The organism is Desulfobulbus rhabdoformis, assembly GCF_016919065.1.
GTDB classification, from domain to species: domain Bacteria; phylum Desulfobacterota; class Desulfobulbia; order Desulfobulbales; family Desulfobulbaceae; genus Desulfobulbus; species Desulfobulbus rhabdoformis.
Genome location: NZ_JAFFQA010000025.1, coordinates 1 through 21,552 on the forward strand (window position 1 = coordinate 1; position 21,552 = coordinate 21,552).

A 21,552-nucleotide genomic window follows, 5' to 3' on the forward strand; every position below is an offset into this window, starting at 1 on the left:
GAAATGATTTTACCTTCACTCATGACGTATCCTTTTTTGTTGGAAGTGAGTTTTGGCGAACTGTTTCCAACAGGATACGTCATTTTTCTTTTAGAGTCCCCTCAAACACCACTTTCGAGCATAACTCTGTCAATTGCCAATGCGATTAAAAGTCTGACAGAAAAAATTGATTTCCATAATTTCACGATTGGACAAACGGTCCATGGATTCACCGCGGCTGAATTTCGCGGAAGACAGCAATACGCAGAAAAGAAACCGCTGATGCAGTAACAGGGTAGATAAAAAAGACGGGCAGGTTTGATAATGCCCGTGTCTTTCCCCAGTTGGCTGATGCTGACTGGGGATTTTTTTTTGGGGGGGAGCACCATATGCCACCGCGAGAGATGACCTTCGAAGAGAAAATAATTCGTCGATCCATCGCCACGATACAAGAGACGATAGCAAAGTTGTGCCTGCAACGAGATGCGCTCGCATCGATGTTGCCTGAGGCTCCAAAATATATACCTCTGAAAACAAGTCCAATTACAGGGAAACCGCTATCAAGGATTCCCGGTGGTGGAAAGAAGCAAAAGAAAAAAGACGAATAGGCGGCTAAAACATGGCCCACGGGAAATGACCTTTGAGGAAAAGATTATCAGGCGGTCGATTGCCACTATGCAAGAAGCCATCGACAAGCTGTGTCGGCAGCGTGATGCGTTGGCGGCAATGCTGCCAGAAGCGCCGCGTCCTGTGCCAGTGAAGATAAGCCCCATTACAGGAAAACCCCGCTCAAGAGTTCCTGGTGGCGGGAAACGAAAGAAAAACACAAATGAATGATTATCACCAAATCCCTCCAGGAAACCACAAAGGCTTTCCGCGCAGCCCTCAGTCTCGCCAAGATGGCTGGCCTCAAAAGAATCGAGTTTCATAAATAAAATTATAGTGTCGAGATTTTGACACGACATGCCCTTGCTGAATTTGGCAAGATCTTGTCACTATGGCGCGTTACACTGTAACGAATAAACAGGAGGTGAACCCATGGCAGCGATGACAGCAGCAGAACGGCAGCAACGATACCGAGAACGTGCCCTGCATGATCCTGATGGAGCACTATTGACTCGGTTGCAGGTTATGATTGAATCTCACGCAGCGGCCAACCTTGAGCGGATCTGTCAGCAAGAGGGATGGGCCAAGCGCCAGGCGGTGGAAGTGGCAATCAATGAGATCGCCAAGGCGTTACAGTGTAACAGTGGGGAGTAATGCCACCGGAGATCTGGTGTATGGCAACGAACGCAATTTTATGCTCGTTGAATGTTCGCAAATGCGCATGAACGGACCACTGGCCCCCGAGGAAATATTTCCTTGGGCTATCAAGGGAAAACAGAATAATGGACGTATGCTTTGGGAATTTCTTCAGTCCATAAAAAGAGAGGATCGGAAATCTTTTCTCCTCCCCTCTGAACTATCCTCGCTGAAGAAGGGTGTGCGTTCTTTTCAAGAGTCAACCAAGAAGAAGTTCCTCGCATCAAGTTCGTTTAAGCGGAAATTCAGTCTTCATTCGAAAGAAGCGCTGCAAGTCACAGAAAAGAACTGCCGTGGGGTGCTGCGCAGTCACACCCCGAATCCCCCGGCGGGAAACCTACCTTCGCTAGTGTTGCTGTTGCTGAGTCCGACCAGCCCACTCCTAACGCCAAGCAGACAAACAGTTCTGATGAGAGAGAAAGCGAACGAAGACTATCAAGGCAAGGGATAAGAATTGCTTTGGGAAGGGGCGCCGTCCCTTCATCCTCCGGAGAGAACCCCTAACGCATTAATGGAGAAAGATAAATCCAACTCACTCTCGGGCCAAAGCACAGTCCTTATACAAATAATAGCGCCACTGCCTGGATGGAGCAACCTGCTATCTCATCCATTTTTTTCCGAAGTCAAATTCTATGACGTGTGAGTTGATGAGGCAGACCGAACGTGTTCGAGCTGGGCGGCGAAAAAGGTGATGGCGAAGAGGATAAGAAGGAACCCAAGGTGCGCGACGCTTAAGTTTTTCCCCTTGGTGGTGATGAGTTTTTTCAAAGGTAGCACATAGGTAGCACCAAAGAAAAACAGGGACTCAAGCATAAAGCCTAAGTCCCTGATATTTCTGGCGCGCCTGGAGAGATTCGAACTCCCGACCTACGGATTCGTAGTCCGGCGCTCTATCCAGCTGAGCTACAGGCGCAAATGTGAAGAGCTTTATATCCTAAGGAGGTGGTGGATGCAAGCTCTTTCTTTGAGGTTGATCACTTTTTATCCGTTTTTCGTGTCCGACTCAAGGAAATCGAGCTGGTGTTCGGCTGGTTTCAGCTCATACCGGGGAATAATATCGATCTTGGCCCGGTGTTTGGCTTCCAGGTCGCTCAGCTCCGCACGTTTCTTATTGAGCAAATACTGGGCTACGTCAAGGGGGAGGCGGCACTCGACACGAGCAACCTTCTTGCGGGTGATACCGGTCTGAATGCGGCGCAGATAATACAGGGCCAGAGTTTCCACCGAGCGGACCACACCACGTCCCTGGCAATATTCACAGGTACGGTAGCTGCCCTTTTCAATGGGAGCACCCATCTTTTGCCGGGAGATCTGCATCAGTCCAAAACGGGAGATTTTAGAGATGTCGACTTTCGCCTTGTCACGCTTCATGCTTGCCTTGACCTGGCGCTCAACCTCACGGATATGCTTCTTGTTGCGCATGTCAATGAAGTCGACCACGACCAGGCCACCGAGGTCGCGGAGTCTGAGCTGGCGCGCCAACTCGGCAGCAGCCTCCATGTTGGCCAGAAAGATGGTCTCGTCAAAATCGGCATTTTTAGAGGTGCGTCCGGAGTTGACGTCAATGGCAACCAGTGCCTCGGTGGGGTTTATGACGATGGAGCCACCAGAGGGAAGCGCAACCTGCGGCTTGAAAATCGATTCGATCTGCTCTTCTATGTTGAACTGATTGAAGATCGGCTTGTTGCCCCGGTGCAGCCTGACCTTGACATCCCGCTGTTTGGCGGGCAGTGTCTCGATAAAATCGTTGACATTATCCCTTGATTCCAGGGTGTCGACCAAAATTTCCCGGATCTCGGGGGTGAACTGATCCCGAAGAAAACGGACGACCGTATCCTGCTCTTCATAGACCAGAGCTGGTGCTTCTTTGGTCTGGCCCCGCCTTTTTATACTCTGCCACAGATTCAACAGGGCGCTGATGTCTTTTTCCAGGGCGTTATGGGTAATATCAACAGATGCGGTACGGATGATATAGCCGATCCCCTCGGGAATATCGAACTGGCTCATGATTTCCCGCAGGGCTGCGCGGCGTTCCTCGCCCACGATCTTGCGGGATATGCCTGCGCTGTCGGACCCGGGCATGAGCACCAAAAAGCGTCCCGGCAAGGAGAGGTAGGTTGTCATGTTGGCCCCTTTATTCCCTGTGACCTCTTTAACCACCTGGACAAGAACCTCCTGACCACGCTGCATAACATCTTCAATTTTCAGCTTTTTCCACTGCTGCTGGGAGATGAGAGAGCGTACCCGTTCATTGACATCCTGGCGATAATACTCAGGATGGATTTCGTTAAAGGGGAGGAACCCGTTACGCCCGGTGCCGATGTCCACAAAGGCGGCCTGAAGATTGGCCTCAATGGAGACGATACGCCCCTTGTAGATGTTGTTTTTCGTGGGTTCACGATCGACAGTGGTGACATGGAAGGATTCCAGGCGACCATCTTCGATAAGGGCAATACGACACTCTTCGGGCTCTTCTGCGTTAACGAGCAGCTTTAAAATTACCTGTTTTGCAGGTGCTTGCTTTTCTTTCGCAGATTCCGGGCCACCGTTTTTTTCCTCCTCGCTTTCCGATTCAAGCGTGGTGGTGATAGGCTGCTCTTCTTCTGTGCTCAGCTCTGGCTGCGCAGCCTCCGCCTGTTGCTTGTTGCGTTTTTTCCCACCACGGCGCGAGCGTCGTTTTTTAGGAGCCGCGGGTTCTGGTGTTTCTTCGGCAACCGTCTGTTCTTCCTGGGGGGGAGCTTCCTGCTCCTCTTCTTTTACCGGGCTGGGGACAGATTGCTCACTTGTGTCCGCCTCGTGTACGGTGGTGTCCACAGGTGATTGCTCTGGTTCTTTGGAGACCTCCTCAACAGGGGGGGCTGCCTCTTTTTCCTCTGCAGCTTCGACAGGATTATCCGTTTGTGCCTCGGTCGATTGTGCTGGCGCGGGCACCTGAACTGAATCGGTTTCTGGAGCAGCAGGCGTGGTCTCCGGCTCCACAACCGATGGGATGAGCTCCAACTCGGTGACTACCGGCTGTGCAGTGATCTCTTCCAGGGTGACCGCTTCTTCTCCTTCGGGGGCGGGCTGACTCGGCTCGACAGGAACGGGAGGAGTGTTGGGAACCTGAGCGGCTTTGTTGCTTTTGGCTCGCGAAGTGCGTGCTGTTCGGGTTGTGGTCTTTTTCTCCTTGGCTTCGGTGGAATCAGGGGTGAGACTTTTCCACCAGGCTCCTTTTTTTGCCTTGCGAACAGGGGGGGATTTTTCTTTGGAATCGTTCTTGGTCATTCGTGTCCTTTAAGTAATTTGTTACAAGCGGCCGAACCGTTGCGCTGGTGAAGGACGTGCTGTTGACAGAAAACGGTTGCACGATGATTCCTTACGAAGCGATTTGATAAAAACGTTGTCCGCCATGCTCCTGAATTTGGAGGGTATGGGAACGGATCAACGGTTCGAGCAGGCGCTCAACTTTTTCCGGACCTTGTATATGAAAGGTTCGGTCAATATCCGCAGCGGTGCATGGGCGCCGCTGCAACATTTCGACAATGGCCTGAACAATCCCTTCCTCATCTGCCGCACAAGATGTGGCAGAGGGCGATTGCTCAGGAAAAACAGTTTTGGGGGCCGGTTCATGGGGGAAGTCGACCGGCAGGGAAAGGGCTTCTTGAATACGCGCACCAATTGCGGAGAGTTCCGGGGAGGGAACTGCGTGGGCAAAGGATTCCGCAGGGGGGCGAACAACAGTGTTCAGCTGAATACGGTCAATACGCATTGGCCGCAGTGCAGCTATAAGGGCTTCGATATCTGCATCCGTATCGTTTATTCCCTGGACAAAAAGAATTTCCAGCCAGAGTTTGCCCTGGTATTCGTGGGAAAAAGCCTGGAGACCAGCAATGATCTCACTGAGATGCAACCCTTGTATAGGGCGATCAATTTTGCGAAAGCTTTCTTCCCGCGCCGAATCAAGCGATGGGGTAACAATATCTGCTACAAGCAACTCCGCTCGAACCTGGGGATCATGCAGAGTGGTCCCGTTGGTAAGAACAGCAAGCGGCTTATTTGTGGTTGCTTTGATATGGCGAAGAATTTTTCCAAGATCCTTATGGAGTGTCGGTTCACCTGAAGCGGTGACCGTAACCACGTCGACCTCGGCAAGACGGCTTGTGTCGCTACAGAATCGATCAATCTCGGCCAGGATGGCATTGGTGTCAGAATAATAATCACGCCTGCCGACAGGCGTGATTGTTCGCCCGACTTCACAGTAAAGACAGTTGAGATTACAGATCTTATCTAAAAAGAGATCGATACCCAGAGACCGGCCGAGCCGCCTGGAGTTCACCGGGCCGAAAATACAATTCATGTAGGGTTGTGACTGTTTGAAGCGCTGGTAAAAGCGTGTATACTATAAAAGATGCAAGCCTTGGAAAATCAGGTTATTAGGCAATTTTACAACTGGAGTTTTGTAAACTAATTTCCAAGCGCACGCAAGGCAAATCTACGCTTTTAGCTTGACACCCCACCGGGGGGCTCGTACATTCGGGCCAGTTATCAGTGGTTATTGATTTTCCGTTTCTTTAATCGCTCCAGCCGGTTGGATGGTGGTTTTTGTTGTTGTGCCATTCAATCGGACTCCTTGTTTTTCCGCCGAACATTTCTGACCAGAAAAGGAGCTTTTCGAGGTGAAGCATCCCGCTCTCTACCGGGCCCTGCCCATATTTTTTATCCTTGGGGTACTGTTTGCGCAGCTTCCCTCCACGGCATGGGCCAATGTGCTTATTGATGCCAAACAGTGGAATCTCACCGCAGATAAGATGATCCGTGAGGACAGTCCCCCACTTTTGGTGGCCGAAGGCAATGTGCTCCTGGAAAAAAAAGAGCCTGTCATCCCCCAGGCTAAAATTGCCCTCAAAGGGGGACATGAGACGCCCAAGCTGAAGACCGTAACCACTGTCAGGGCTGATCGGGTTGCCTATGACTTCACTAAAGGGACATTAGAGGCAACGGGGAATCTGGAGATTCATGTTGGTCCCGATGTGCTCAGCGCAGATTCCGGGGTGATTGACCTGAATACCGCCTCCGGTCGCTTCACCAACGCCACCATCCTCAGCCATGAAAAGGAGCTCCATTTTGAAGGGCGGCTGATTGAAAAGACCGGAGAACGGACCTACCACATTGAAGATGGCTGGGTGGTGACCTGTAAGCTGCAACCGGGGCAGGTCCCCCCCTGGAGTTTTGCCGCCGCTGATACCGATATTACCGACGGCGGGTATGCGCTTTTGAAACATGCCACCTTTCGTATTAAAGACATTCCAGTATTTTATACCCCGGTCATGTTGCTCCCGGCAAAGCGCAAACGGCAAACCGGCCTGCTTTTTCCCTCCATGTCCTTGTCAGACACCGGTGGATTCAGTCTGGAAACGCCTTTCTTCATCAACCTGTCACCCAGCAGTGATCTTACGCTTTATCCACGTTACTTTGCCGATCGTGGCCTGATGCTTGGTGCTGAATACCGTTATGTTCTCAGTGACGAGAGCAGGGGCATGTTCATGGCCCACTACCTCGATGATGATCTCTCCGACCCTTCGGAAACCAGTTATTATGCGGACTCCGATTTCACCCACACCAACCCTGATCGGTACTGGTTCCGGGGTAAGGTTGACCAGAATATCGGTCCCTGGGTGACCAGACTTGATCTCGATGTTGTCTCCGACCTGGATTATTTAAGTGAATTCACCAGTGGGTCAACAGGGTTTTCCACGAATCAGACCCGTTTTCTCGATGTCTTTGGACGTGGTTTTATCGACGAGAGCAACCGCTACCGGGAAAATACCCTTGGGGCCCTGCGCAGCTGGGATAACGGTACAGCCTTGCTGGCGGAACTTTCAGCCATCAATGATGTCAGCGACACCGTCTACACCGCTGATGATCCTTCACTGGCCTGGAAGCTGCCCTCTCTCACCTACACCGGTTTGCTGCCTGTCTGGAATGAAAACGGACCTGATTTTTCCTGGGCAGCCAATTACACCTCTTTCTGGAGGGACAAGGGGGTGGAAGGGCAGCGCATTGACCTCATGCCCACCATCACCGCCGGGATTCCCATCTCACCCTACATCGAGAGTTATGTCAGCGGCAGTGTGCGCAACACCTCGTATCTGATTGAAGATAACGGCGCCAGCCAATGGCAGAATTCGGATTCCAAAAATCGGTTTCTCTATACCCTCAACGGTGAGGTGGGAACCACTCTCGCTCGAGATTTTAGTGTTGATTTTGATGAGTTTAATGGTGTTACCCACACCTTGCGCCCCTATCTTGCCTATAGCTACACAGAGATTCCCGATGAGAAGGCCATGCCTCAATTTGACTGGGTGGATGATCTGGAAGAGGAAAACACCCTCTATCTGGGAATAAATAACTTTTTTTCGATCAGCGGGGTCCATAATGGGCGCAGCTTTGATCGTCAGTACGCCTATTTAAAAATAAAGCAGGGCTATGATCTGCGCTCCACGGAAAAAGATTCACCTCTGACCCCAATCGAGGCGGAAACCGGCTGGTATCCGGCCAAGCGGATGCGGGTCAAGTACACCACCAAGTTTGATGTCTACGGGGATGGCGCCTTCTATCACTCCATAGATTCCGACTTCACAAGCAGTCGCGGAGATACGCTTTCTCTGGATTACCGCTACAATGAGCTCACTGACGTCAACTCGGTGAAGGGCAGCGTCTGGTATTTCTTGCCGTATAACTTTGCGGCTGGCTATGCGCTGGAGCGGAACATCGAAGATAACGACACGATCGAGGAGACCATCAGGGTGCGCTATATGCAACCCTGCTGGTCAGTTGAACTCTCCTCTCATAGCGAGTCCGGTGATCAGTCCTTCATGCTCACCTTTCGCTTAGCCAATATCGGCAATCCTTTTGGTTTTGATTTTACCGGTCAATAAAAGTTACCTCTTATTTACACTATGACACCTCAACAGGTTTCCTCCACAGTCACCCATTTTGATGTTTTTAACGGGGATGCAGATGGTATCTGCGCCCTACACCAACTGCGTCTGCACGCACCTTGTGAAGCCGCCGAGCTTGTTACGGGCATTAAACGCGATATTCAGCTCCTTTCCCGTCTCACTCAGGTGCGCCAAAGCCGCATCACCGTGCTCGATATCTCCCTGGATCGAAACCGTGAGGCTTTGGTTCAGCTTTTAGAACAGGGCAACACGGTGTTTTATGCCGATCATCATTACAGCGGCAATATTCCCTTCTGCACCACGCTGGAAACCCATATTGATCCATCGCCTCTGACCTGTACCTCACTTATTATTGACAGTCTTTTAGGGGGTAAGTACCGGCCCTGGGCCATTGTCGGTGCCTTTGGTGATAACCTCGATGATGTGGCCACTGAACTTGCCGAGGGGCTCGATTATTCACGGGAACAGGTTGCCTTGCTCCAGGAAATGGGCCGATTGCTCAATTACAATGGCTACGGTATGGCGGAATCGGATCTGCTCATTCACCCGGCTGCCCTTTTTCAGGAGGTGCATCGGTTTGCCGACCCGCTGGATATGGAGCTGGAATCTCCCGTTCTTGCCCGTCTGCGTCAAGGCTACGCAGAGGATATGGGCCAGGCCGCGGCGCTGAGCCCTTCACAGAGTTCGGCTGCCGGCCGCGTTTTCATTTTGCCGGAGGTAACATGGGCCAAACGGGTGGTGGGGGTCTTTTCCAATCAGCTTGCCCGGCAAGAACCAAATCTGGCCCATGCAACGCTGATTGAGCGCTCCACCGGGAGTTACCTGGTGAGCGTGCGCGCACCTCTGACAACCCGGGAGGGCGCTGACGTGCTCTGCCGTGGATTTGCCACCGGTGGCGGACGAGCTGCCGCAGCCGGTATCAATGAACTCCCTGCGCAGGAGTTGGAGACCTTTCTTGCGGCCTTTAACGATCAGTTCTGTGAGCCCTTGCCATAACTCCAACCTGCGAGGAGAATCCCTGCCCGTTTCGACGGGGATTAGGCGGTCTTTTTTCCTTACTCTTCTCCTGCTCTGGTACGCCTTGACGTCTGGCGCCTGGACGCTTCAGGCCCAGGCGAAACCGCCATTGTTTGATGACCTTGATCAGGTGAGTCTGCTCAAGGTCCTTGAGCAGAGTATCAGCTACCTGCAAACAAGACCGGTTGAGACGAGCTACCGTTTCGGCGAGCTGCAAATCCCCGCCTCCCGCCTGCTTGCCACGGCCCGCCATCTTCAAGATGTTGCGCAGCGTTACGGGAATGCAGCAGCCTTTCATCAGCAACTCCACCAGGATTTTTCCTGGATTTCGCTCGCTGATTCCTCGGTAAAGCAACTCCTGGTCACCGGGTACTACCAACCGGTTTTCCGTGGTAGTCTCCAGTCGCATACCCCCTATACCCATCCCCTGTATCGTCTACCTGCTGATCTGATCGTCGCGCACCCTTCCCCCAAAAAAAAACAGATCGGGCGGCTTGTAGATGGTCGTCTGCATCCCTACTGGACCAGGCAGGAGATTGAGACGGGACAGTTGCTTAAGGGGCAGGAATTGGTTTGGCTGAGGGATCCCTTTGATGCCTTTACCCTCCATGTTCAAGGATCAGGTATCGTCATGCTTGAAGACGGGCGTGTGCGCGGGGTGCATTATGCAGGACGAAACGGGCATCCGTACACGAGCATAGGCAGATTTCTGGTCAAGAGCGGGCGTATGGAACTGGCCCAGGTGAATATGGGGAGTATACGGGGCTACCTGTCCCGCCATCCCCGTGAGCGTGAGCTGATCTTGCACCAGAATGCATCCTATATCTTTTTTGACTGGACGGAGCCCGGACCAGCTGTGGGCAGCCTCAACAGGGGGCTAACCCCTGGACGCTCGGTGGCAGCTGACCAGCGTGTCTACCCGCCAGGGGCGGTGCTTTGGCTGCAAACTTCCCGGCCGGTCGTGTGCGAGGAACAAGAGGAACAAGCCCAATGGCTCCCCCTGCACAGAATTGTTGCCGTTCAGGACAGCGGCTCTGCCATTGCGGGAGCCAATCGCCTCGATCTTTTCTGGGGGACGGGTGAGCAGGCCGGGCTGGAAGCAGGACACATGCGGGCTCGGGGGCAGGTACAGCTTCTTCTCCTAAAAGAACAGAAGCGGTGAAAATTTTGGCGCAAAATCCGTGACGGTGGAGGCAGCTAGGCAAGAAACGTTTCTTATTAATCTTGTTTGTTTGAGCCCGATTCCGTGAGGACCTCGAGTAATTTCAGTCCGAGCTCTCGTTTGGAAAAGGGTTTTTTGAGGAAATGGACCCCTTGGTCCAACACGCCGTGGTGGGCGATGACATCGGCCGTATAGCCCGACATGAAGACCAGCTGCAGGTTCGGGATGAAGGTCTGCAGCCTTTGGGCGAGATCGCGTCCGTTCATTTCTGGCATAACCACATCTGTCAGAAGCAGGTCGATGCGTTGGGCATGTTCCCGGGCCAGGCGAATAGCCTCTGTGGTTGTCGAGGCGGACAGCACAGTATAGCCCAGGCCAAGAAGCATGCGGCGGTTCAGCTCCAGCAGGGCGTCTTCGTCTTCAACCAGAAGGATGGTTGTATCAGCCGCAGACAGGTCCTCGACCTGCTTGTTTTCCTGAATCTCCAATGGAACTTCTTTGTGTCTTGGAAGATAGATTTTAAAGGTAGAGCCCTGCTCAGGCTCGCTGTGGACATGAATGAACCCGTTGTTTTGGTGGACGATGCCGTGGACCGTGGCCAGGCCAAGGCCGGTCCCTTTTCCCATGTCTTTGGTGGTGAAAAAAGGTTCAAATATTCTTTCTTGGGTCTTGCGGTCCATTCCGCGACCGTTATCGCTCACCGCCAGCAGGACATATTCCCCTGGGACACATTCGGCGTGTTGCGCACAGTAGGCGGCATCAAAAAACGCATTCTCCGTTTCAATGGTCAGGCTGCCCGCCCCGGTTATGGCATCGCGACCATTGATGCAGAGGTTCGCCAGCAGTTGATCAACCTGGGACGGGTCAATATACACCGGCCAGAGGGGATAACCGGGACTCCAGAAGAGTTCGATATCCTCACCAATGAGCCGACTCAGCATTTTGAGGAGGCCCTCGACGGTGGTGTTCAGGTCGAGGACCTTGGGGGACACCGCCTGTTTTCGCGCAAAGGCCAGCAACTGCCGCGTCAGGTCGGCAGAACGCTCGGCTGCTTTTTTGATATCCGTCAGGTCTTTGGCCAGAGGCGTCTCGGGGGAAATCTGCTCCTCCAGTAGATCAATCCCCCCCAGGATGATACTGAGCATGTTGTTGAAATCGTGGGCTATGCCACCGGCAAGTCGCCCGATTGACTCCAGTTTCTGGGCCTGGTTGAGTTGTTCCTGCAGGGCTTTCTGGGCGGCCTCGGCCTCCTTGCGCGGAGTGATATCACGGTAGATGGTCTGATTAATCAACTGCAGCCCCAGCTTGGCTACACTGCTGGAGATCTCAACCCAGCGGAGTGTGCCATCTTTAGGCAAAACCCGAAACTCATAGCGTGGGGCAACGGTTTCTCCCTGCATGCGCTTTTTGAAATTTTCCTGCACGAGCGCCCGGTCTTCCTCGTAGACCAAATCCCATATCTGCTCCGAAGATTTTTCCCGCATCTCTTCTTCGGTAAATCCGAAGTACTTTACAAAAGAGGCGTTCACATAGCGGAAACGAAGAGGAAACCCTTCAATGATGGCGATGGCATCCATGGAGTGGTCAAAAAGAGTACGGTATTTTTTTTCCGAGTCACGTAGGGTTTCTTCCATCTTTTTCCGATCGGTGATGTCCTGCATAGTGCCCATCAGGCTGTGCACGGTACCATCCTCACCGGGGATGGCTTCCCCGCGGATGGTCACCCAGCGGTGGACACCGTTTGCGCGGATGAGCTCGGCATCGCAGGTATACCCTTTACCCGTCTGCATACAAAGTTGAATGGCGTGGTTCAGGGAGATCCAACTTTCCGCTGAAAAATACTGTTTTACTTCAGGGTAGCCTATGGGCTGGCTCTCGGGGTTACAGCCGTAGATGCTATAGATCTGTTCCGACCAGGTATGGGTATCGGAAAGCACATCCCATCGCCAGTTGCCGATTTCTGCCAGACGCTGCGCCTCTTTAAGCCTTTGCTCGCTTGTTCGTAGGGCTTCCTCTGCAATTTTGCGCGTGGTGATATCCTGCAAGGCCCCATAAATATAGGTGACCTGGCCGTCTTCAAGCACCGGTTCCCCCTGAGCGTGCACCCATTTTTGAATGCCTGCAGCCGATGTCATTTTTAGTTCGAGATCGTAGGGCGTGCCGTGATTGACGGCTGCCTGGACAGCCCGCTCGATTTTACGTCTATGTTCTCCCTGAAAAAAGCTGAGCTCTTCGGCCAGGGTCACCTGTTTTTCCAGACCCAGCTCCAGGTCATGGATACGCGAACATTCCTCGGTCCATGAAACTACCAGAGTAAGGGGATCGAGTTCCCAACCTCCGACCTTCGCCAGCTGGCTCGTGCGTTGGAGCATCAGGCGGTGATGATGCAGCTGCTCTTCGTCCAATCGTTGTCGCGTGATGTCGTGGGCGATACAAAAAAGGCCATTGACTTTGCCATTGCGGTCCTTGATCGCCCCTTTGGCGACCAGAAACTGATGTGTTGTCCCCAGGTGAGAGAGCAATTGCTCTTCATGTTGGATCGTTGCTCCGGACTCAAGAATGGAGCGGTCCTTTTCGAACAGTCGCTCTGCAACCTCTTCGGGGAAAAAATCGTAATCGTCTTTGCCGATAACTTCTTCAGGTTCTCTGCCCAGAAAATGGCAGGTGGCCTGGTTGCAGAAGAGAAAGCGTTCATCGGTTCCTTTCACGAAAATAATGTCGCTGGTTGAGTCAAGCAGGGCGTAGATGAGTTGTTCCTGCTGTGATTGGGTCGATTCAGAACGCACGGCCCGATAGAGCAGAATAAAGGTGAGCAGAAGAAAGACGAACCAGAAGACCAAAACAAATTTTTGCCCCAAATGGGTGCTTGCAATAACCTCGGTCAGATTCTGTGTCAGCTGTGTTTCCAGAGTGTCGCCAATTCGGTTCAGCTCATGCAACTCCTTGATTAATTGAATGCGGAGGGGGGCTGGTACTTTTGGGTATCCATGAGAGCTCGGATGGTATGGTCCAGACGAGCCTGGGATTCTGCATAGGATTGAAAGAGCAGTTTGGTTATTCCCGTGGGACTGACTGCTTCTATACCGTGTAGGGTGGATCGTCCATCAAGGCAGTCCCGTATCTTGAGCTGGGATGTATCCAGGTGGGCGATAATCTCCTGTCGTTCTCCCATCTCTCCGGCCAGATAACGATTGAGTGACAGTACCGCCCTATTCATCGAGCGCATGGCCTGCTGGAGATTGTCGTTGATGGCAATATGCTGGGGGTATGCTGTTCGGTTCAAGTGGCCTGCCCACCAGAGCATGAGTGAGGAGATCAGAGCTATGACTCCAAGCAAAATCAGGGCACGTTCACTGCGAAACGTTGAACCTTGGGTGCTGTCCTGAAGTCGTGAAAGAAGCATTAATTTAACTCTCCCGTTTATCAAAGGAAATGGATGAAGGCAGGTCATAGGCATCCAGCCCAATGCTTTCCAGTATTTGCATGTGCTCCGAGCTGCCAAGAAACTGCCGAAGTGCTTGGTCAAAGCGTTGGCGTAGCGCTGCATCCTGCTTACGAAAGGCAAAGGCGCTACAGCCGGGCGGCGTGTAGCTAGCGGCAAAAGGAGTGGCTTGCTGTAAATCGCTGTTTTCTTCTGCAAGTCGGCGGATGGTAGGGCTGCTGAGAGAAAGACCGTCAACAAGATTATTTCTAAGGGCATCGAGGGCAAGCAGCACGTTGGGGTATGTAACTATGCGCTGCAGCGGGACACCTGAGCGCAGCGCTTCTTCCCGTTCAACAGCGCCTTGAATGACCGCCAGGTGAGCTTTTTCGTGCAGGGCAATATCTGCATAGCTGTGAAGATTGAGAGGGTTGCCCCTGTGAACAAGCAGTGCCGGAGTAAAACAGAGCGATGGGGTTGTGAAGGCAACCAGCTTTTCGCGGTCAGGACGAATAAAGAGGCCAGAGGCTATCTGATCGAAACGACCGGCTCGCAGTTGCGGAATCAGGGAACCGAAATCGGTCCGGATCCATTCAATGCGTTTGATCCCCAACCGTTGCCAGACCGCCCGGGCCACTTCCGGAGATTCGCCTGTGATGGTTTCCTCTGCATTGGTAAAGGCAAAGGGAGCTTCGACGGCATATCCAATACGCACTACCTGGGTGCGGGCAACACGTTCGGCTGTTGATTCATTGGCTGTGAAAAATGTATTGATGCCTAGAGTAATCGCCAACAGCAGGAGAACTGCGGCAAGAGAAATGCTCCAGGAGCGAGGATAGGAAGAAGGGCCTGAAGGCTGGATGCCCCTGTTTCCCCTCATTGCAGCGTACTGTTTAGGGTCCATCGTTCCTCCCTGAATCTCGGATGCGTTCCGGGGGCTTGATTGCCGGGAAAAAGATGTGGATGGCTAAAAAGCAGAAAGCCGAGGAGGGTTATCGGGCCTCCATGGGCGGCTGTGGCTGTTCATTGGGGTCTGGTTTATCAAAATTTCCCAAAGGGCGATGAAAGGTGTAAGAAGCCGGGGCAACTACCAGGTTATCCCAAGCTTCACCCGCGTTGCCGCCCAGCAGGGAAAAGGGGGAAGAGACCAGGAACAGGGCAAAGCCGGTAACGGTCGCTGCCGCCCCCACTGGCCTGGCGAGGACAAGATCCGTGGACATCATGAGGCCCGGATCATCGGGCAGGGTGGAGTCTTTTTCCAAGGCAAGTCCATTTGTACAGAGTGTATTGAAGAGCGTCAGTGAGAGAATCAGGATAGTGAGCGATGAGGGGCGTCTCTGCATGGAGTCCTCCGTCTAATAGGCCGGAATCCGTGAGCACTTCTCGCTGTCACGGATTCCTGTGAAGATGCTTTTTCTATTGTAGCTCCTGTGCCAAGAAAGCAAATGGTGTTTTAGCCTTTTGCTTTTAATTGTTGCTTTCAGTTGAGGTGTGCCGATCCTTTGCGTGATCCTTGGCGACCAGCATGTAAATTGAGGGGATGACAAACAGGGTGAACAGAGAGCCAATGGCCATGCCTCCTACCAGCACCAGACCAATGGAGTTACGGGCAGCAGCGCCCGCACCTGTGACCAAGGTCAGCGGAAAATGACCGGCAATGGTGGCGCCGGTAGTCATAAGAATGGGCCGTAAACGGGTCATAGCTGCGTCAAGGACGGCCTCCCTTTTACTCAATCCCTGGAGCTGCATCTTATTGGCAAACTCAACGATCAAGATTCCGTTCTTGGAAACCAGGCCCACTAGAGTGACCAGGCCCACTTGGGAATAGATGTTGAGCGAGGTGGTCCAGCCCGAGGTGAAAAACGGCACGTTGGGATCAGGCATCTTCAAAAAGGTGAAGACCAGGGCACCGAACATGGCCAGTGGCACAGAGCCTGCCAGGATGACAAAGGGATCGCGAAAGCTGTTGAACTGAGCAGCGAGAACCAGAAAGATCAGCATGATGGCCAGGCCAAAGGCCTGCAGAAAGGTATTGCCTTCCACCCGCAGCTGACGTGATTCGCCTGTGTAGTCCAGGGTGTAGCCTTGGGGCAGGATCTTGGCGGCTTCGTCTTCAAAAAAACGCAGGGCCTCATCCAGCGGTCGTACCGGATAGGCGCTGATGGTGACCGCGTTGAGCTGCTGAAACCGATTCAGCGAGCGGGCCACCGTGGTGTCTTTTATGGTGGCGATGGTGGAGAGCGGCACCAGCTGACCAGCTGGCCCGGTGACGTAAATCTCCTGTAACTGCTCCGGGTTGAGGCGATCGACTCGCATAACCTGGGGCACTACTTTGTAGCTACGACCGGCAATATTGAAACGGTTGACGTAGTTGCCGCCCAGCATGGTGGCGATATCTCCGCCGATCTGCTGGAGGTTGAGCCCCAGATCGGCCACCTTGTCGCGATCAATGACCAACTCGGACTGGGGCTGATCGATTTTGACGTCGATCAGCGGCGGAAAGGCAAACATCTTACTTTGTATGGCTGCAAGTTGCAGCTGCTTGGCAAAACCAAGGATTTGATCCAGGTCCGCGGTTGAGGCGATGACAAATTCAACCGGAAACTGGCCGCCACCGGGGAGGGCGGGGGGAGTCACCGGGAGTACGCGAATGCCTGGGATCATATGCAGTTTTTTAGCCACTTCGGGCATGATCTCGAAAATGGTGCGTTCACGCTCCTGCCAGGGGGCCACCACCATGCCGCTGAAACCGGAGTTGGGCTGGGTAACCTGAAAGACAAAGTTGGTCTCCTCCACACTCTGAAAGGCCTGATTGACCGCAGCAGTATAAAAGGAGTTCTGGTCCAGGGTAGAGTTGGCCGCCGAGTTGATAATACCAAAGATGACCCCTTGGTCCTCGGTGGGGGCCAGTTCCTTGGACGACATGGAGAACATGGGAATGGCCAGCAGTCCCAGGACGACCCAAACCAGATAGACAGCTGGCCGGTTATCCAGGGTGCGGTTGAGCCAGCGGCCATAAAGCTCACGCAGCCGTGTGAAATCGCGCTCGATGCGACCGGCCAGTCCTTTTTGGTTCATGCCTGCTCGCAAGAGGCGTGATGACAGCATGGGAGAGAGGGTCAGGGCAACAAAACCTGAGATGGTGACCGCCCCGGCCAGGGTAAAGGCAAATTCACGGAAGAGGCTTCCGGTTAACCCCCCCTGCAGACCAATGGGCGCATAGACAGCGGCCAGGGTGATGGTCATGGAGATCAGTGGGCTGATCAACTCCCGGCCACTGAGCAGCGCCGCCTGTATGGGCGTCTTCCCCTCGCTGAGGTGCCGCTCCACATTTTCCACCACAACAATGGCATCATCAACCACCAGTCCCACGGAGAGGACAATAGCCAGAAGGGTCAAGAGGTTGATGGTAAAGCCAAAGATCTGCATCAGAAAGAGCGCGCCGATCAGAGACATGGGGATGGTGACGACAGGAATGAGAGCGGACCGAATGGAGCCAAGAAAGAGAAAGATGATAACCACCACGATCAGTAGGGTCTCACTCAGAGTCTTGATGACTTCCTTGATGGCATTGTTGATATAGTCGGTGCCGTCGTAGGCGACCTGCGCAGTCAGGCCCGTGGGGAGCTGGGCGGAGATATCCTTCATCTCCTCACGTACCAAGTTAATGACATCCAGGGAGTTGGCATTGGGCAGGGGCCAGATTCCCATGAACACAGCGGTCTGGCCGGAGAAGCGTACCTCCGCTTCATAATCTTCTGCACCCAGGACAACTTTAGCCACGTCCTCGATGCGGACAATGGCCCCCCCATCCTCGCGGATCACCAGCTTTTTAAAGTCCGTAATTGAGCGCATGTCGGTATTGGCGGTGAGGTTGACCTGCACCAGCGATCCTTTGGTTTTACCGACTGCGGCAAGCACGTTGTTGGCGGCCAGGGCTTGGCGAACCTGCCCCGGGCTGACGTTGAAGGCGGCCATGCGAACGGGATCAAGCCAAATGCGCATGGCAAAGGTGCGTGCACCGAGCACATCGGCCCGCTGCACGCCCTCCAGGGCTGAGAGCCGTGGCTGGATGACCCGCACCAGATAGTCGGTGATCTCGTTTTGCTTGAGTTCATCCGAGGTGAAGCTGAGATAGGCGGAAGCAAATTGGGAATCAGCTGATTCCACATTGATAATGGGAATCTCTGCCTCAGGCGGCAGGTCGCCCCGGACCTGATCGACCTTGGAGCTGATCTCGGAGAGCGCTTTGATCGGGTCGTAGTTGAGCCGTAACCGAGCTGTGATCACAGAGCGTCCCAGGGAGCTCTCGGACTTGAGATAATCGATTCCGTCGGCGCCTGCGATGGCACGTTCCAGTGGAGTGGTGATAAAACCGCGCACCAGCTCTGCGCTGGCCCCGGTATAGACAGTAGTCACGGTGACCGCAGCATTATCGCTGCGTGGATACTGGCGCACTGAGAGCGAACCAATGGCCTGCAGACCGGCAATAAGGATCAACAGGCTCGTGACCAGTGCCAGCACCGGCCGCTCAACAAAGATGTCGGTGAATTTCATGGCTCAGCTGTCCTTGGGCTCGGGGTGCAGTTTGACCTCCGGTGCGAGTCTATTGTCTATGACCGCACTCTGGCCGTTACGCAGCTTGAAAACACCGCTGCTCACCACTGTCTGTCCTGGCCGCAGGCCAGAGGTAACGGCAACGAAATCACCTCGTCGCTCCCCCAGGCGGATGAACTGCTGGAGGACGACCTTGCCCTTCCCCCCTTCTTGGGCCGGTTCGACCAGAAAGACCGAATCCGAGTAAGGGGCGTAGAGTACCGAGGTCGCAGGAATGGTCAGGACCGGTTTGTCCTTGGGCAGGACCACCGCCACCTGAACAAACATACCAGGCCGAAGTTCTTCATTCTGGTTGCTGATTGTTGCCTGGACTCGAATATTGCGGCTGGCTGAATCCACATTGGGATTGATTGCCGTGAGTTTGCCGACAACCTCCCGCTCCGGGGGAAGACCGTCCGAACTTAAGCGAACCGTATAACCAAGTTTGAGTAGAGGCAGCTGTTGCTGGGGGACGAGGAAGTTGACATAGATGGGGTCCAGTGCCTGGAGCGAGACGATCGGCTCGCCCTCTTTGATGATCTGGCCCAGATTGATCTGGCGAATGCCCAGCCTCCCGCTGAAGGGGGCGCGGATAGTCTTTTTGGCAATGGCCGCACGAATATTGTCGGCCTGGGCCCGGGCCTGTTTGAGCGTGGCCTCGGCGTTATCGTAATTGGATTCGGCAACAACCTTGGTGGCAAGCATCTTCTTGGAACGGATCAGGGTCAGTTTGGCCAGCTCGACGGCGGCTTCTGCCGAACGGAGCTGAGCCTCTTCCGCGCTTATATCCTGTTGCACAAGCAGGTCACCCGCCTTGACTTGGGTGCCGGGGTCAAAGGCTATCTTGACCACCTTGCCGGATACCTCGGACGTGACAGTAACTCCCTGAACCGCTTCAAGAGAGCCCACAGCCTTGACCAGGGATTCCCACTGTTGTTCCTGTGCCTCAAAGGTTGTGACGATAGCCGGGGGCAAGGTCGCTTTTTTGCCCTGTTCAATCAGTGTGGAGATCTGCAGGACCTTAGTCCCGGCCAGGAGGCCGACCACCACAGCGATACCTGCGATGCTAAAGAAAATTACCTTGAGTTTCATTACCCGCTCTCCAGGTTAGAGATAAAGCAGCTCAGAGACCAGCGCGCAAGCCGCCAGGTTATTGTATGATGAAGAAATGGTACCGTGATGGTAGGGATGTGCCCATGGATGAAGGGCTTTTTTTAGATGCTGAAAAAGTTGCCAGGTTTAGCCCGGATTGTTCATCAGTTCAGGCAGCGTCAGATTCAAAGTTTTGGGCGATAGAGTGTCGTCGGCTCTATTCCTTGTCAAAATACTGGAGAAGATGGCGTTGCCTGGACTGACCAGTGGTAAACATTGTGGGAATCTTGAATAATTGCTTTTTCTGCCAATCCCGGCGTCATGCTTAAAATTTTATCCTCGGAATATCACATATATGCCTGCGGTAAAATTTTGCGCAATCCTTGGCCTTGATTGAAAAATCTAATTATTCAAGACACCCTTGTGTTCAAAGACCGCGTGAGATTCTTTCGTTGCAGGAGTTTTTTTGTGTATATTTCTCCAGTTGAAACAAAATGTTTATGAGTAATCCGGGGTGAGGTTGGGCCAAGGTAACACCCCGACGAGACTTGGTCAACCAGGGACACCGGTCTCCGTGGAATTTGCTTGGGGAACCGTTGCGCGGCAATAAAAAAACCGCAGTATTTCTCGAAGAGAAAAATGCGGTTAGCCCCAATAGGAAGGGAGAACGAGTGGAGACGGGGAGATTAGTCAGCTAACTCAAACCCCTTATCCGCCAGAGCCTTGCGCAGGGCTTCTTTGTCCGGGCTGCCTTCGTAGCTGGCTTCGCCCTTTTCGAGATCAACCACGACCTGGGTGGCACCGAGCTCTTCCAGGGTTTTCTGTGCTGCTTTCTGACAATGTTGACATTTCATGCCGTTAATATGCAGGGTTGCCATATGTGTTCCTCCTCAAAGGGTAGGGTGAATGGGTTGGTCGAACAGTTGTTCGAGCTGTGTCTGTTCGGCTTTCGTATATGAAACCACAAAGTCCACGCATCCCAGGGCAGCAAGGATTCGCGCTTTTTGTGCCTGGCTCTCAGAGCCTGGCAGGGCATCTCCGTTGTGCAGAACGCCAACCACCAGACCATCCGCCTGAGAGCGAGCCTGCTCCAGTTGCTCTACCTGGTCAGCCTCGAATCGGGAGAAATTTCCAGTCACCAGAGAGAAACGACAGCCATGGCGACTGATACGTAAAAGCTCGTCCTGAAGGCGATCAAGAGAAACGATTTTCTCCTTGTCCTGCCCTGTCCAGGCCCGCTCACCTGCAGGAAAAAAACGATTGCGCTGCCGGTCGACCACTGCCGCATCGAGGGGCGAGGTAATGAGCGTGGGGTCCTGACCCGCCTGGGCCAGTATCTGACCATCGGGTCCAATGATCATGGAGTGGCCTGCCATCTCCATGGTGCCTGTGGTCCCGCAACCGTTACAGGCGACAATATAACATTGATTTTCAATGGCCCGTGCCCGTAAAAGCGTTTGCCAGTGATCAAGTCGGCTGAGAGGCCATTGGGCAGAGACAATGAGTAGGCGGGCACCGGCAAAAATCTGACGTCGGGCCACCTCGGGAAAGCGAAGGTCATAACAGACCAGACCGCCAATTACGCCGTATGGTGAGGCCAAAAGGGGAGCTGTTTTGCCTGCAGCGTAGTGGTTGTCCTCCTGCCAGAAACGAAAGAGATGCAGTTTAGAGACTGATCCCAGCATCCCCTCAGGTCCGATGAGAAAAAGTGTGTTGAAAGGACGGGGCGCCTCAAGAGTGGGATTGGTCAGGGAACCGGCTAGGAAGAAGCCTCCTTTTTTGCTCGTTTCCTGCATCCATGCAAGTATTTCCGATGTGCGCTGCCCCAGTTCCTCTGTTCTGGGGTAATCAAATCCCGTGGCCCATATCTCTGGAAGGACCACCAGGGTTCCAGGCACCGGCGGTTGTGCTTCCAGAAAGGCCTGTACGCGTTGAAGATTAGTCTCTATCTCTCCCAGCTCAATGGAAAATTGAAGACAGCTTGCTGCCGGAAAAAGGTCGTCTTGCATATCCCTGAATCCGTGAGTAGTCATCGGTGC

The 21,552-nt window shown here is 53.4% G+C and carries 17 protein-coding genes and 1 tRNA gene; 6 read left to right on the top strand and 12 right to left on the bottom strand.

The genetic code is table 11. The features are described from left to right. A partial coding sequence (locus JWJ90_RS13660) for a hypothetical protein (protein WP_205227791.1) occupies nucleotides 1-270 on the top strand: 270 nt, incomplete at its 5' end. 269 nt (nucleotides 271-539) lie between these two features. Here the strand turns inward: JWJ90_RS13660 and JWJ90_RS13665 are convergent. Further along, nucleotides 540-908 (bottom strand): hypothetical protein, encoded by a 369-nt coding sequence (locus JWJ90_RS13665; RefSeq protein ID WP_205227792.1) that lies wholly within the window; start codon nucleotides 906-908, stop codon nucleotides 540-542. Between the two features lie 109 nt (nucleotides 909-1,017). On the opposite strand from JWJ90_RS13665, the gene JWJ90_RS13670 reads away from it, so the two are divergent. Next, a complete protein-coding gene (locus tag JWJ90_RS13670; RefSeq protein ID WP_205227793.1) occupies nucleotides 1,018-1,239 on the top strand; it encodes a hypothetical protein in 222 nt (73 codons plus the stop codon). Between the two features lie 16 nt (nucleotides 1,240-1,255). Then, nucleotides 1,256-1,732 carry a hypothetical protein gene (locus tag JWJ90_RS13675; RefSeq protein ID WP_205227794.1) on the top strand — a complete coding sequence of 159 codons (477 nt, stop codon included), beginning with the start codon at nucleotides 1,256-1,258 and terminating at the stop codon, nucleotides 1,730-1,732. A 385-nt stretch (nucleotides 1,733-2,117) separates the two neighbouring features. Here the strand turns inward: JWJ90_RS13675 and JWJ90_RS13680 are convergent. The 3 genes from JWJ90_RS13680 to JWJ90_RS13690 all read right to left on the bottom strand — a co-directional run bounded on the left by JWJ90_RS13680 (nucleotide 2,118) and on the right by JWJ90_RS13690 (nucleotide 5,620). Then, nucleotides 2,118-2,194, bottom strand: a tRNA-Arg gene (locus JWJ90_RS13680). 68 nt (nucleotides 2,195-2,262) lie between these two features. Then, a complete protein-coding gene (locus JWJ90_RS13685; protein WP_205227795.1) occupies nucleotides 2,263-4,548 on the bottom strand; it encodes an Rne/Rng family ribonuclease in 2,286 nt (761 codons plus the stop codon). Nucleotides 4,549-4,639: 91 nt separating this feature from the next. Next, complete coding sequence (locus JWJ90_RS13690) at nucleotides 4,640-5,620, bottom strand: radical SAM protein (protein WP_205227796.1); 981 nt, start codon at nucleotides 5,618-5,620, stop codon at nucleotides 4,640-4,642. Nucleotides 5,621-5,939: 319 nt separating this feature from the next. Between JWJ90_RS13690 and JWJ90_RS13695 the strand changes: the two genes are divergently transcribed. Genes JWJ90_RS13695 through mltA form a run of 3 tightly spaced genes read left to right on the top strand, consistent with a single transcriptional unit; the run spans nucleotide 5,940 to nucleotide 10,404 of the window. Next, nucleotides 5,940-8,201, top strand: coding sequence for an LPS assembly protein LptD (locus JWJ90_RS13695; RefSeq protein ID WP_205227797.1), 2,262 nt, complete (start codon nucleotides 5,940-5,942; stop codon nucleotides 8,199-8,201). Between the two features lie 21 nt (nucleotides 8,202-8,222). Beyond that, the gene (locus JWJ90_RS13700; RefSeq protein WP_205227798.1) at nucleotides 8,223-9,221 is read left to right on the top strand and encodes an acetyltransferase; all 999 of its coding nucleotides are present in this window, start codon (nucleotides 8,223-8,225) and stop codon (nucleotides 9,219-9,221) included. After that, nucleotides 9,181-10,404 (top strand): murein transglycosylase A, encoded by a 1,224-nt coding sequence (gene mltA, locus JWJ90_RS13705; RefSeq protein WP_205227799.1) that lies wholly within the window; start codon nucleotides 9,181-9,183, stop codon nucleotides 10,402-10,404. Before JWJ90_RS13700 ends, mltA begins: the two co-directional genes overlap by 41 nt. A gap of 56 nt (nucleotides 10,405-10,460) precedes the next feature. Here the strand turns inward: mltA and JWJ90_RS13710 are convergent, their stop codons facing one another. The 8 genes from JWJ90_RS13710 to JWJ90_RS13745 all read right to left on the bottom strand — a co-directional run bounded on the left by JWJ90_RS13710 (nucleotide 10,461) and on the right by JWJ90_RS13745 (nucleotide 21,522). Beyond that, nucleotides 10,461-13,343, bottom strand: a complete 2,883-nt coding sequence (locus JWJ90_RS13710) for a PAS domain S-box protein (protein ID WP_205227800.1) — start codon at nucleotides 13,341-13,343, stop codon at nucleotides 10,461-10,463. 8 nt (nucleotides 13,344-13,351) lie between these two features. Next, nucleotides 13,352-13,807, bottom strand: a complete 456-nt coding sequence (locus tag JWJ90_RS13715) for a hypothetical protein (RefSeq protein ID WP_205227801.1) — start codon at nucleotides 13,805-13,807, stop codon at nucleotides 13,352-13,354. Between the two features lie 4 nt (nucleotides 13,808-13,811). Beyond that, entirely contained in the window at nucleotides 13,812-14,729 is a 918-nt protein-coding gene (ehuB, locus tag JWJ90_RS13720; protein WP_205227802.1) for an ectoine/hydroxyectoine ABC transporter substrate-binding protein EhuB, read from the bottom strand. Nucleotides 14,730-14,817: 88 nt separating this feature from the next. Beyond that, nucleotides 14,818-15,168 (bottom strand): hypothetical protein, encoded by a 351-nt coding sequence (locus tag JWJ90_RS13725; RefSeq protein WP_205227803.1) that lies wholly within the window; start codon nucleotides 15,166-15,168, stop codon nucleotides 14,818-14,820. A gap of 124 nt (nucleotides 15,169-15,292) precedes the next feature. Next, nucleotides 15,293-18,382 (bottom strand): efflux RND transporter permease subunit, encoded by a 3,090-nt coding sequence (locus JWJ90_RS13730; protein WP_205227804.1) that lies wholly within the window; start codon nucleotides 18,380-18,382, stop codon nucleotides 15,293-15,295. A 3-nt stretch (nucleotides 18,383-18,385) separates the two neighbouring features. Further along, nucleotides 18,386-19,513 (bottom strand): efflux RND transporter periplasmic adaptor subunit, encoded by a 1,128-nt coding sequence (locus tag JWJ90_RS13735; RefSeq protein ID WP_205227805.1) that lies wholly within the window; start codon nucleotides 19,511-19,513, stop codon nucleotides 18,386-18,388. Between the two features lie 686 nt (nucleotides 19,514-20,199). Continuing rightward, nucleotides 20,200-20,391, bottom strand: a complete 192-nt coding sequence (locus JWJ90_RS13740) for a heavy-metal-associated domain-containing protein (protein ID WP_205227806.1) — start codon at nucleotides 20,389-20,391, stop codon at nucleotides 20,200-20,202. A gap of 12 nt (nucleotides 20,392-20,403) precedes the next feature. Continuing rightward, the gene (locus JWJ90_RS13745) at nucleotides 20,404-21,522 is read right to left on the bottom strand and encodes a nitrilase-related carbon-nitrogen hydrolase (RefSeq protein ID WP_205227807.1); all 1,119 of its coding nucleotides are present in this window, start codon (nucleotides 21,520-21,522) and stop codon (nucleotides 20,404-20,406) included. Nucleotides 21,523-21,552 lie beyond the last annotated feature (30 nt).

Excerpts from the sequence above, each read along its gene's own strand:
- JWJ90_RS13665 (WP_205227792.1), bottom strand. The coding sequence starts at position 908 with ATGAAACTCGATTCTTTTGAGGCCAGCCATCTTGGCGAGACTGAGGGC.
- JWJ90_RS13670 (WP_205227793.1), top strand. The coding sequence starts at position 1,018 with ATGGCAGCGATGACAGCAGCAGAACGGCAGCAACGATACCGAGAACGT.
- JWJ90_RS13685 (WP_205227795.1), bottom strand. The coding sequence starts at position 4,548 with ATGACCAAGAACGATTCCAAAGAAAAATCCCCCCCTGTTCGCAAGGCA.
- JWJ90_RS13690 (WP_205227796.1), bottom strand. The coding sequence starts at position 5,620 with ATGAATTGTATTTTCGGCCCGGTGAACTCCAGGCGGCTCGGCCGGTCT.
- JWJ90_RS13700 (WP_205227798.1), top strand. The coding sequence starts at position 8,223 with ATGACACCTCAACAGGTTTCCTCCACAGTCACCCATTTTGATGTTTTT.
- JWJ90_RS13715 (WP_205227801.1), bottom strand. The coding sequence starts at position 13,807 with ATGCTTCTTTCACGACTTCAGGACAGCACCCAAGGTTCAACGTTTCGC.
- ehuB (WP_205227802.1), bottom strand. The coding sequence starts at position 14,729 with ATGGACCCTAAACAGTACGCTGCAATGAGGGGAAACAGGGGCATCCAG.
- JWJ90_RS13725 (WP_205227803.1), bottom strand. The coding sequence starts at position 15,168 with ATGCAGAGACGCCCCTCATCGCTCACTATCCTGATTCTCTCACTGACG.
- JWJ90_RS13730 (WP_205227804.1), bottom strand. The coding sequence starts at position 18,382 with ATGAAATTCACCGACATCTTTGTTGAGCGGCCGGTGCTGGCACTGGTC.
- JWJ90_RS13735 (WP_205227805.1), bottom strand. The coding sequence starts at position 19,513 with ATGAAACTCAAGGTAATTTTCTTTAGCATCGCAGGTATCGCTGTGGTG.
- JWJ90_RS13740 (WP_205227806.1), bottom strand. The coding sequence starts at position 20,391 with ATGGCAACCCTGCATATTAACGGCATGAAATGTCAACATTGTCAGAAA.
- JWJ90_RS13745 (WP_205227807.1), bottom strand. The coding sequence starts at position 21,522 with ATGCAAGACGACCTTTTTCCGGCAGCAAGCTGTCTTCAATTTTCCATT.